Genomic DNA, 10,508 nt, shown 5'->3' with positions numbered 1-10,508 from the left:
CTTGTTGAGGACCAGGGCCTCGATCTCGACGGGGCCCTGGTCCTCAACAAGGACATCGGCTTCGTGACGCCGGGGCAGGAGGTGACGGTGAAGGTCGATTCCTTCCCCTTCACCCGCTACGGCACGGCCGAGGGCCGGGTGCTGCGGATCTCGCGCGACGCCATCGACGACCGAGACGCGAGCGGTTCGACGGACACCCTCTCGGTGGCCCGCGGGCAGGGCGTGGGCCAGGTGACCGGCACGCCGCGCACCCAGAACCTCGTCTTCCCCGTGACCATCGAGGTGCAGAAGAACAACATCGTGGCCGACGGCAAGACGGTGACGCTCACCCCCGGCATGACCGTCCAGGCGGAGATCCACACCGGCAACCGCCGCGTGATCGACTACGTCCTGTCCCCGATCCGCGAGACCACCTCGACGGCGGGCCACGAGCGCTGAGGCAGTCCATCCCGCCGAGCCCCCGGGCTTGGCGGGCGCAGCCTCTCGGTATCAACACGGACGAGTAGGGCAAGCGTGGCGGGGCCACGCTTCCGCCTCGACCGAACGGCCCGGCGCTTCCCACGCATGCGTATCCTGTTCGTCCACCAGAACTTTCCCGCCCAGTACGCCCACGTGGCGCGGGCGCTGGCGGCCCGGCCCGATTGCGAGGTCGTCGCCCTGGCGATGACCGAGAAATCCCCGATTCCGGGCGTGCGCGTCGTCACGCACGCGGTCTCCCGCGGCTCGACGCCGACCATCCATCCCCTGGCCTCCGACTTCGAGACGAAGGTGCTGCGCGGCGAGAGCGCGGCGCGCGCGGCCCTGGCGCTGCGGGCGGAGGGGTTCCGGCCGGACGTCATCTGCGGGCATCCCGGCTGGGGCGAGACCCTGTTCCTCAAGGACGTCTGGCCGGATGCCAAGCTCCTGACCTTCGTGGAGTTCAGCTACAACGCCGTCGGCGGGGACGTGAACTTCGACCCCGAGTTTCCCCTCGGCGGCGACGAGGCCCGCTTCGGCATCCGCGTGAAGAACGCGGCCGGCTACTTGGCCCTGTCGGCCTCCGACTGGCTGGTCTCGCCGACCCGCTGGCAGGCCCGCCAGCTGCCGCAGGAATATGCCGGGCGCCTCAGCGTGATCCACGACGGGATCGACACGGAGGTCGTGCGGCCCGATCCCCGGGCCACCGTCTCCCTCGGGCGCGACGGCCTCGTGCTGCGGCCGGGCGACGAGGTCGTGACCTTCGTCAACCGCAACCTCGAACCCTATCGCGGCTACCACAGCTTCATCCGCGCCCTGCCGGAGATCCTGCGGCGGCGGCCCCGCGCGCGGGCGATCCTGGTCGGCGGCAACGGCGTCAGCTACGGCGCGCGGCCGGCGGACGGGCGCACCTACCGGGACATCTACCTCGACGAGGTCAAGGCCGACCTCGACCTGTCGCGGGTCCACTTCGTCGGGCAGGTGCCGTTCAAGACCTACGTCAACCTGCTCCAGGTCTCCGCGGCGCACGTCTACCTGACCTATCCGTTCGTGCTGTCGTGGTCGCTCCTCGAATCCATGGCGGCCGGCTGCGCGGTGATCGGCTCGGCGACCCCGCCCGTCGAAGAGGTGATCCGCGATCGCCAGAACGGCGTGCTCGTGGACTTCTTCTCGCCGGCGGCGATCAGTGAGGCCGTGGTCGACGCGCTGGCCAAGCCCCACGCCCACCGGGCCCTGCGCCAGGCGGCACGGCGCACGGCGGAGGGCTACGACCTCAAGAAGGTCTGCCTGCCGCGGCAGGTCCGCCTGATCGAGCAGGTGGCGGCGGGCGAGTTCCCGGTCGCGGGCTGACCGGCGCCTACTCGGCGGCGGCCTGCATCCGCATGCGCATGCCGGAGCTGATCGCGCGGGAGATCGTGGAGCGGCGCGCGCTGTAGGCGGCCGAGACCAGCGGGTAATCCACTGGCAGGCCCCACTTCGCCCGGTAGGCCTCCGCCGTGAGGCCGCGGAGCGTCAGGTGACGGCGCAGGGCCTTGTACGGCTTGCCGTCCTCGAAGCTGACGAGGGTGTCCGGGCGGATCGAGGCCGCGATCTGCGCCGGGGTCGGCCTGGCCGGCCGCGCCGGCTCGGGGCGCCCGAGCACCGCGATCGCCGCATGCAGATCGGCGATCAGAGCGGGCAGCCGTGTCGCCGGAACGTTGTTCCTCGCCACGTAGGCCGCAACGATTCGGGCGGCGAGTTCGACGGTATCGTGACGGGTCTCCACTGTGTTCTCCCCCGATGCGTATCGTTTTGCGTGTCCCGGCGACGGGCTCTCCCGGCAGGTCCAGGCTCGGCCTCACCACCGATCCGGTGTGATCGGGGGAGCTTGGCGCCTTCCGGCCCCGCCGGGTCCGACCGACCGCGTCATTATGCAACTACCGATTGTATTTTCAACATTTAACTGCTGTGCCCCTCCATCGCTGTCTATTCATGATTGAGATTTTCCATCGCGATTCTGCCGGGCACCCACGGCATGCGGACGGCCGATGCGGGAAACCCATGACGTCCAGGGGCCGACGGCCGGGAGATCGGCTAGACTGGGCGCCGGCAGGGGTTGCGCGGGGCCTTGAGGATGGATGCTCTCGTCGTGGGTGCGGGCGTGGTCGGGCTGGCGGTCGGGCGGGCGCTCGCCCTGCGCGGGCACGATGTCATCGTCGCGGAGGCGGCCGAAGCCTTCGGGACAGGGGTGTCCTCGCGCAACTCCGAGGTGATCCACGCCGGCATGTACTATCCGGCGGGCTCCCTGCGGGCCCGGCACTGCGTGGCCGGGCGCCGGATGCTCTACGATTTCTGCGAGAGCCACGGCGTCGCCCACCGGGCCTGCGGCAAGCTCATCGTGGCGACCTCGGAGGCCGAGACCGGCACGATCGCGGCGATCCGGGCGAAGGGCGAGGCCAACGGGGTCGAGGGGCTGGACCTCCTCGACGGCGCGCAGGCGCGGCGGCTCGAACCGAACCTCGCCTGCGCGGCAGCCCTCCTGTCGCCGACCACCGGCATCGTCGACAGCCACGCCCTGATGCTCGCCCTCCTCGGCGACATCGAGGACCACGGCGGCGTGCTCGCCCTGCGCACGCCCGTCGAGGCGCTGAGCCGCGCGGACGGCCGCTGGCTCGCGGCCTTCGGCGGCGCCTCGCCCGGAACCCTGCCGGTGGATGCGGTGGTCAATGCGGGAAGCTTCGGCGCCCATGCGCTCGCCATGCGGACCGAAGGCTATGCGCCGGAGCGAGTCCCGCGCCTGGTGCTGGCGCGGGGCAACTATTTCGGCTGCACCGGCCGCGCCGCCTTCGGGCGGCTGATCTACCCGGCCCCGGTGGAGGGCGGCCTGGGCATCCACCTCACCCTCGACCTCGCCGGGCGGATGCGCTTCGGCCCCGACGTGGAATGGATCGAGGCCATCGACTACCGGGTGGACCCGGACCGCGGGGCGCTGTTCTACGATGCCATCCGCCGCTACTGGCCCGGCCTGCCGGAGGGCGCGCTGGTGGCCGACTATGCCGGCATCCGCCCCAAGCTCACCGGCCCCGGCGAGCCCGCCGCCGATTTCCGGATCGACGGACCGGCCGAGCACGGCCTTGCCGGCCTCGTCCAGCTCTTCGGCATCGAGAGCCCCGGCCTGACCGCGAGCCTGTCCCTGGGCGAGGACGTGGCCGACCGCCTAGACGCCTGACCCTCAGGACAGGAGGCGCAGCGCCAGCGGCACCAGGATCGCGGTGAGGAAGGCGTTGAGCCCCATGGCGATGCCGGCGAAGGTGCCGGCGACCTCGCTCACCTGGAAGGCGCGGGCGGTGCCGACGCCGTGGGCGGCAAGCCCCGCCGCGAAACCGCGGGCGCGCATGTCGCGGACCCGCAGCAGGTCCATCAGCGGCGTGACCAGGATCGCGCCGGTGATCCCCGTGGTCATCACCAGCACCGCCGTCAGGGTCGGGTCGCCGCCCAGCGCCTCGGCGATGCCCATCGCCACGCCGGAGGTGACGGATTTCGGCGCCAAGGAGACGATCACGTCCTGCGGGATACCGAGGAGCCGGGCGAGCCCGATCGCCGTGCCCAGCGCCACGGCGCAGCCCGCCGCCAGCGCCGCCAGCATCGGCAGGAGCGCGCGCATCACCGTCGCCCGGTGCTCGTAGAGCGGCAGCGCCAGGACCACGGTCGCGGGCCCGAGCAGGAAATGGACGAACTGGGCGCCGGCGAAATAGGTCGGGTAGGGCGTGCCCGTCAGCGCGAGGACCGTGCCGGTGATCGCCACCGCGATCAGCACGGGGTTGGCCACCGGATGGCGCCCCGTCGCCGCCGAGATCCGGTCGGCCACGACATAGGCCGCGAGCGTCACCGTCAGCCACAGCAGCGGGGTGCGGGCGAGGTAGACCCAGACCGCGAAGTCCCCGCTCACGCCGGCCCCCCGGATTCGCCGTCGCGCGTGCGGCGCTCCAGGACGCACGAGACGGCAAGGAACACGAGCACGGTCGCCGTGAGCGCCGCCGCCGTCGAGACCACGAGGACGACGGCGAGCCGGACGCCCTGCGCCTGCACCACGTCGAGGCGCCCGACGATGCCGGCGCCCGCCGGCACGAACATCAGCGAGAGGTTGGCCAGCAGCCCTGCGCCCGTCGCCTCGAGGGTGCCGTCCGTCAGGGGCTTGGGCAGGAGGCGCGGCAGGAGGCGCGGGCCGCTGTCGCGCAGAAACAGGAAGCCGAGCATCAGGGCCATGCCGATCACCGGGCCGGGCACCGGCAGGCCGGCCGCACGGGCGCCCGCCTCGCCCAGGAGCTGGGCCAGCAGGATCAGCGTCAGGCTGGCGATCACCGCCCGCGCCTTACGTCGGGCCCGTTGCCGCGAGGCCCTCGCCGCGGGCCCGCGCGATGCCGGCCTCGTCGAAGCCGAGCAGCCGCCCCAGGCGCCAGACCAGGGCCTCCTCGAACTCGTCCACCGTCCCGTCCGCGCCGGCGACCGACCACGCCATGGCGAGGAGCCGCGCGCGCTCCTCCCCGTCCGTCTCGTGCGGGATCAGTTCCACGAGGCTCGCCACGTCGCGGGTCTCGGCATCGAAGGCGGTGGCGCGGGCGATGAGCGCCCGCGCGGCCTCCGGGCCGTCGGCGTAGCGTCCGGCCACGAGGCGGGCGAGGCGGTCCGACTCGGCGGGCGCCAGGATGCCGTCCACCCGCGCCACGTGGACGAGCAGCGCGGTCGCCGCCAGATGGGCGTCGTCCACCACCTCGTCGCGCGGCGCGACCCCAAAGGCCTCGGCGGCATAGGCCCGCAGGCGTGCGATCAGCGACATGAGGTCCTCCGGGACAGGCTCCCCCATCACCCTCCCGGCGCAGCCAGCCCCCGTCAAGGACGGCGGGAGGCCCGGCCCTGCGACGCCGGCGATCGTGGCAGGGCTGCATCGCCGCCAACCTTGCCAAGGCCGAGGCGGAAGGCTAAGAGCCACCACGAACGGCCCGCACCGCGCGTCGCCGCTTCCCGCCGCAATAGCTCAGCTGGTAGAGCACCTCATTCGTAATGAGGGGGTCGGGGGTTCGAATCCCTCTTGCGGCACCACCACGCCTCCGACGGTTCGTTCAGAGCGTGATGTCGATGCTCATCGCCCGGTCCTGACGCCGCGGAGCTGGATAGGCGGCCTTGCTCCGAAGGGCGCGAGCGGCGCTACGGCGGGTCCATCGGCCCGAGGCCGTTATGACCCGTTCTCCGTGTCACCGCGCCGCGACGCGGCACCCTTGCCCATCAGCGTGAATCCGGTAGGCATGACCGGATCGCAGTCGGACGTGCGATCGAAGTCCCACCGAGCGAGGCGGTTGTCCGCGATGAGCCTTCATTCCTCTCCGGCCTCCTCCACCGCCCTGGAACAGGATGCGCGCCGGGTCTCGACCGATCACAAGGTCGACCCGAGCGAGATCGCCGTCGGCGTCGTGATCGGCCGTGCCTCGGAATACTTCGACTTCTTCGTCTACGGCATCGCCTCGGTCCTCGTGTTCCCGAAGGTGTTCTTCCCGTTCGCCGATCCCCTGACGGCGACGCTCTACTCCTTCATGCTGTTCTCGCTGGCCTTCATCGCCCGGCCCATCGGCTCGGTGATCTTCATGGCGGTGGACCGCAAGCACGGGCGGGGCGTCAAGCTGACGATCGCCCTGTTCCTGCTCGGCGGCTCCACGGCGATGATGAGCTTCCTGCCGGGATACGCCTCGATCGGCGCGGCCTCGATCTACCTGCTCGCGGCGCTCCGCGTCGCGCAGGGGCTCGCCCTCGGCGGCGCCTGGGACGGCCTCGCCTCGCTGCTCGCCCTCAACGCCCCGCGCGAGCGGCGCGGCTGGTACGCGATGATCCCGCAGCTCGGCGCGCCGCTCGGCTTCATCGTGGCCAGCGCCCTGTTCGCGTTCTTCATCGTCAACCTGACGTCGGAGGACTTCCTCGACTGGGGCTGGCGGTTCCCGTTCTACTGCGCCTTCACCATCAACGTCGTGGCCCTGTTCGCCCGGCTGAGGCTGGTGGCCACCGACGAGTTCGAACGGCTGATGGAGAAGGGCCGGCTGGAGCCCGTGCCGGTCTTCGACCTGCTGCGGCACCACGCCCTCGACGTGTGGATCGGCGCCTTCGTGCCGCTCGCCGCATTCGCGCTGTTCCACCTCGTGACGATCTTCCCGATCAGCTGGATCAACCTCTATACGGACCGCTCGGCCGGCGAGTTCCTGATCGTGCAGTGCTCGGGCGCGATCGTCTGCGCGGGCGCCATCGCCGCCTCCGGGCTGATCGCGGACCAGATCGGCCGCCGCAACGCGCTGATCCTGAGCGCGAGCCTGATCGGCGCCTTCGCGCTGGGCAGCATCATCGCGCCCCTGATCTTCGGCGAGAGCGCCATCGGGCAGACGATGTACGTCACCGTGGGCTTCATGCTCATGGGCCTCGCCTACGGCCAGACCGCCGGTGCGGTGACCTCCCGGCTCGGCTCGCGCTACCGCTACACCGGCGCGGCGCTCACCTCCGACCTCGCCTGGATGTTCGGTGCCGGTTTCGCCCCGCTGGTGGTGCTGTTCCTGGCGAGCCGCTACGGGCTCGCGATGGTCGGCCTCTACCTCCTGTCGGGGGCGGCCGCCACGCTTCTAGCACTGGCCCTCGACCGCTCCGAGATGCGGCAGATGTGATCGCGTCCCGCACACCGTGCGGCGCGGTCGCGCCGCCTCGTCCACCTTCCGGAAGCGCCGCCGTGGCAGGCGGCAGAGAAATGGGCCGCGTTCCGTGACCATCCCCGCGCTCTGTCCGTTCCCGAGATCCTCCTCCGCCTCGCGACGCCGGCCGTCGTACGGCCGGGGCATCGCCAGAGGGTTCCTGCGCGGCCTTCTCCTCCTGCCCCTGTTCGGGATGCTCGCCGGCTGCAACCTCGTGGTGATGCAGCCCTCGGGCGACGTGGCGCTGCAGCAGCGCAACCTGGTCCTGGCCTCGGTCGGGCTGATGCTGCTGATCGTCGTACCCGTCATCGCCCTGACGCTGCTGTTCGCCTGGCGCTACCGGGCCACGAACACGGACGCCGTCTACGATCCGGACTGGCACCATTCGACCCAGCTCGAAGTGGTGATCTGGACGGCCCCCCTCTTCATCATCATCGCGCTGGGCGCCCTGACCTGGATCAGCACCCACACCCTCGATCCATTCCGGGCCCTGCGGCGGATCGAGGCCGGCCGGCCGGTCATGGCGGACGTCAAGCCGCTGACCGTCGAGGTCGTGGCCCTCGATTGGAAGTGGCTGTTCTTCTATCCGGAATACGGCATCGCCACCGTCAACGAACTCGCGGCCCCGGTGGACCGGCCGATCGCCTTCAAGATCACCGCCTCCTCGGTGATGAACGCCTTCTACGTTCCGGCGCTGGCCGGCATGATCTACGCGATGCCCGGCATGCAGACGCAGCTCCACGCCGTGATCAACAAGGCGGGCACCTATGACGGCCTGTCGTCGCACTACAGCGGCAGCGGCTTCTCGCGCATGACGTTCAAGTTCCACGGCCTCGACGGCGACGGCTTCGACCAGTGGGTCGCCAAGGCCAAGGCACAGGGCTCCCCGCTCACCCGCGAGGGCTACATCGAGCTGGAGAAGCCGAGCGAGGCGGTCGCGGTCACCTACTACGCGTCGGTGGCGGACGGCCTCTACGGCTCGATCCTCAACATGTGCGCCCTGCCGGGCAAGATGTGCATGAGCGAGATGATGCAGATCGACGCCAAGGGCGGCGCCGGCAAGGACAGCCGGGAGAACCGCGAGCGGTTGCGCTACGACAACCGGCACATCCAGCAGGGGGACGAAGCCCCCGGCGCCACGACCCCGGCCTCGGGCCGGGCACCCAAGAGCGAGGGTTCGCCGCAGGGGCTGGCGCCCGATCGGCATGAGCACCAGCTGCACGGGAACGATCCCCATGCGGGCCATCCCAAGCCCCCGCCGGAGCGGGATTCCGTAGCGCCCCCCCAGCGCAGCAACGATTGACGCCGGCTTAAGGCCGCCCGACCCTCTGCAACGAGCCGAGACCATGCTCTCAAATCCCGACCTCCAGAGGCTCGTCTTCGGACGCTTCTCGCTGGACGACATCCCGTTCCACGAGCCGATCCTCCAGCTCACCTTCGCCATCGTCGCGGTCGGCGGCCTCGTCGTGCTCGGCGCCATCACCTACTTCCGCTTCTGGGGGCCCCTCTGGCGGGACTGGGTGACCTCCGTCGATCACAAGAAGATCGGCATCATGTACGTCATCCTGGCGCTGGTGATGCTGCTGCGGGGCTTTGCCGACGCGATCATGATGCGCGCCCAGCAGGCGGTCGCGTTCGGGGCCAACGAGGGCTACCTGCCGCCGCACCACTACGACCAGATCTTCACCGCCCACGGCGTGATCATGATCTTCTTCGTGGCGATGCCCTTCGTCACGGGGATGATGAACTACGTGGTGCCGCTCCAGATCGGCGCGCGCGACGTGGCCTTCCCGTTCCTGAACAACTTCAGCTTCTGGATGACGGTGAGCGGCGCGGTCACGATCATGATCTCGCTCTTCGTCGGCGAGTTCGCCCGCACCGGGTGGCTCGCCTACCCGCCGCTCTCGGGCGCGGACATGAGCCCGGGCGTCGGCGTCGACTACTACATCTGGGCGCTCCAGATCGCCGGCATCGGCACGCTGCTCTCGGGCATCAACCTGATCGCGACCATCGTGAAGATGCGCGCGCCCGGCATGACCATGATGAAGCTGCCGATCTTCGTCTGGACCTCGCTGTGCACCAACGTGCTGATCGTGGCCGCCTTCCCGATCCTCACGGCCGTCCTCGCGCTGCTCTCGCTCGACCGCTACGTTGGCACGCACTTCTTCACGAACGACCTCGGCGGCAACCCGATGATGTACTTCAACCTCATCTGGATCTGGGGCCATCCGGAGGTCTACATCCTCATCCTGCCCGCCTTCGGCATCTTCTCGGAGGTGACCTCGGCCTTCTGCGGCAAGCGCCTGTTCGGCTACGCCTCGATGGTCTACGCGACCGTGGTCATCACCATCCTGTCGTACCTCGTCTGGCTGCACCACTTCTTCACGATGGGGTCGGGGGCCGACGTGAACTCGTTCTTCGGCATCACGACGATGATCATCTCGATCCCGACGGGCGCCAAGATCTTCAACTGGCTGTTCACGATGTTCCGCGGCCGCATCCGCTTCGAGCTGCCGATGATGTGGACCGTGAGCTTCATGGTCACCTTCACCATCGGCGGCATGACCGGGGTGCTGCTCGCGGTGCCGCCGGCCGACTTCGTGCTGCACAACTCCCTGTTCCTGATCGCACACTTCCACAACGTCATCATCGGCGGCGTGCTGTTCGGGATGTTCGCCGGCGTCACCTACTGGTTCCCGAAGGCCTTCGGGTTCAAGCTCGACCCGTTCTGGGGCCACATGTCGTTCTGGTTCTGGACGATCGGCTTCTACTTCGCCTTCATGCCGCTCTACGTGCTCGGCCTGATGGGCGTGACGCGGCGTGCCAACCACTTCGACGACCCCTCCCTCCAGATCTGGTTCGTGATCGCGGCCTTCGGCGCGGTGCTGATCCTGTTCGGCATCCTGTCGATGATCATGCAGTTCGTGGTCAGCATCAAGAACCGCGAGAAGCTGCGCGATTTCACCGGCGATCCGTGGGACGGCCGGACCCTGGAATGGTCCACCTCCTCGCCGCCGCCGGACTACAACTTCGCCTTCACGCCGGTGATCCACGACCTCGACGCGTGGTCCGACATGAAGAAGCGTGGGTATGCCCGCCCGCTCCAGGGGTTCAAGGCGATCCATATGCCGAAGAACACCGGCACCGGCGCGGTGCTGGGCGTGCTCAGCATCGCCTTCTCCTTCGCGATGATCTGGTACATCTGGTGGCTGGCGGCCCTCGCCTTCGCCGCGATGTTCCTCGTCACCGTGCTGCACACCTTCAACTACAACCGCGACTTCCACATCCCGGCCGACGTGGTCGTCCGCTCGGAAGGTCAGCGCACGAGCATGATGGCGGGGCGGGCCTGAG

At 69.7% G+C, this 10,508-nt stretch carries 10 protein-coding genes and 1 tRNA gene; 7 read left to right on the top strand and 4 right to left on the bottom strand.

Annotated features, from left to right (window positions below; translation table 11 throughout):
* Together COGEMETH_RS10545 and COGEMETH_RS10540 are read left to right on the top strand one after the other, a co-directional pair.
* Window positions 1-438: beta-barrel domain-containing protein (locus COGEMETH_RS10545; protein ID WP_238182525.1), on the top strand; the 438-nt coding region annotated here is incomplete at its 5' end.
* 126 nt (window positions 439-564) lie between these two features.
* Entirely contained in the window at window positions 565-1,806 is a 1,242-nt protein-coding gene (locus COGEMETH_RS10540) for a glycosyltransferase family 4 protein (protein ID WP_238182524.1), read from the top strand.
* 7 nt (window positions 1,807-1,813) lie between these two features.
* Here COGEMETH_RS10540 and COGEMETH_RS10535 read toward each other — a convergent pair whose 3' ends face one another.
* Window positions 1,814-2,221 (bottom strand): Ros/MucR family transcriptional regulator, encoded by a 408-nt coding sequence (locus COGEMETH_RS10535; protein WP_238182523.1) that lies wholly within the window; start codon window positions 2,219-2,221, stop codon window positions 1,814-1,816.
* Window positions 2,222-2,569: 348 nt separating this feature from the next.
* Between COGEMETH_RS10535 and COGEMETH_RS10530 the strand changes: the two genes are divergently transcribed.
* Window positions 2,570-3,664, top strand: coding sequence for an NAD(P)/FAD-dependent oxidoreductase (locus COGEMETH_RS10530; RefSeq protein WP_238182522.1), 1,095 nt, complete (start codon window positions 2,570-2,572; stop codon window positions 3,662-3,664).
* 3 nt (window positions 3,665-3,667) lie between these two features.
* On the opposite strand, the gene COGEMETH_RS10525 is transcribed toward COGEMETH_RS10530, so the two are convergent.
* The 3 genes from COGEMETH_RS10525 to COGEMETH_RS10515 are packed head-to-tail and all read right to left on the bottom strand — an operon-like array spanning window position 3,668 to window position 5,272.
* Window positions 3,668-4,384 carry an LrgB family protein gene (locus COGEMETH_RS10525; RefSeq protein ID WP_238182521.1) on the bottom strand — a complete coding sequence of 239 codons (717 nt, stop codon included), beginning with the start codon at window positions 4,382-4,384 and terminating at the stop codon, window positions 3,668-3,670.
* Complete coding sequence (locus COGEMETH_RS10520; protein ID WP_238182520.1) at window positions 4,381-4,797, bottom strand: CidA/LrgA family protein; 417 nt, start codon at window positions 4,795-4,797, stop codon at window positions 4,381-4,383. The genes COGEMETH_RS10525 and COGEMETH_RS10520 overlap by 4 nt, the downstream gene beginning before the upstream one ends.
* Window positions 4,798-4,807: 10 nt before the next feature.
* Window positions 4,808-5,272 (bottom strand): tellurite resistance TerB family protein, encoded by a 465-nt coding sequence (locus COGEMETH_RS10515; protein WP_238182528.1) that lies wholly within the window; start codon window positions 5,270-5,272, stop codon window positions 4,808-4,810.
* Window positions 5,273-5,459: 187 nt separating this feature from the next.
* Between COGEMETH_RS10515 and COGEMETH_RS10510 the strand changes: the two genes are divergently transcribed.
* The 4 genes from COGEMETH_RS10510 (at window position 5,460) to cyoB (ending at window position 10,507) form a co-directional block, all read left to right on the top strand.
* Window positions 5,460-5,535, top strand: a tRNA-Thr gene (locus COGEMETH_RS10510).
* Window positions 5,536-5,798: 263 nt separating this feature from the next.
* Window positions 5,799-7,133 (top strand): MFS transporter, encoded by a 1,335-nt coding sequence (locus COGEMETH_RS10505; protein ID WP_238182519.1) that lies wholly within the window; start codon window positions 5,799-5,801, stop codon window positions 7,131-7,133.
* A 169-nt stretch (window positions 7,134-7,302) separates the two neighbouring features.
* Window positions 7,303-8,460 (top strand): ubiquinol oxidase subunit II, encoded by a 1,158-nt coding sequence (gene cyoA / locus COGEMETH_RS10500; protein ID WP_373875341.1) that lies wholly within the window; start codon window positions 7,303-7,305, stop codon window positions 8,458-8,460.
* 43 nt (window positions 8,461-8,503) lie between these two features.
* A complete protein-coding gene (gene cyoB / locus COGEMETH_RS10495; protein WP_238182518.1) occupies window positions 8,504-10,507 on the top strand; it encodes a cytochrome o ubiquinol oxidase subunit I in 2,004 nt (667 codons plus the stop codon).
* Window position 10,508 lies beyond the last annotated feature (1 nt).

Source organism: Methylobacterium trifolii (genome assembly GCF_022179685.1).
Lineage (GTDB): Bacteria > Pseudomonadota > Alphaproteobacteria > Rhizobiales > Beijerinckiaceae > Methylobacterium > Methylobacterium trifolii.
The sequence above is the reverse complement of the archived record's forward strand: the minus strand, read 5'-3'. Positions and strand labels throughout refer to the sequence as shown.

Bases quoted from the DNA above. Each gene is read 5' to 3' on its own strand.
- COGEMETH_RS10540 (WP_238182524.1), top strand. From the start codon at position 565: ATGCGTATCCTGTTCGTCCACCAGAACTTTCCCGCCCAGTACGCCCAC.
- COGEMETH_RS10530 (WP_238182522.1), top strand. From the start codon at position 2,570: ATGGATGCTCTCGTCGTGGGTGCGGGCGTGGTCGGGCTGGCGGTCGGG.
- COGEMETH_RS10515 (WP_238182528.1), bottom strand. From the start codon at position 5,272: ATGTCGCTGATCGCACGCCTGCGGGCCTATGCCGCCGAGGCCTTTGGG.
- COGEMETH_RS10505 (WP_238182519.1), top strand. From the start codon at position 5,799: ATGAGCCTTCATTCCTCTCCGGCCTCCTCCACCGCCCTGGAACAGGAT.
- cyoB (WP_238182518.1), top strand. From the start codon at position 8,504: ATGCTCTCAAATCCCGACCTCCAGAGGCTCGTCTTCGGACGCTTCTCG.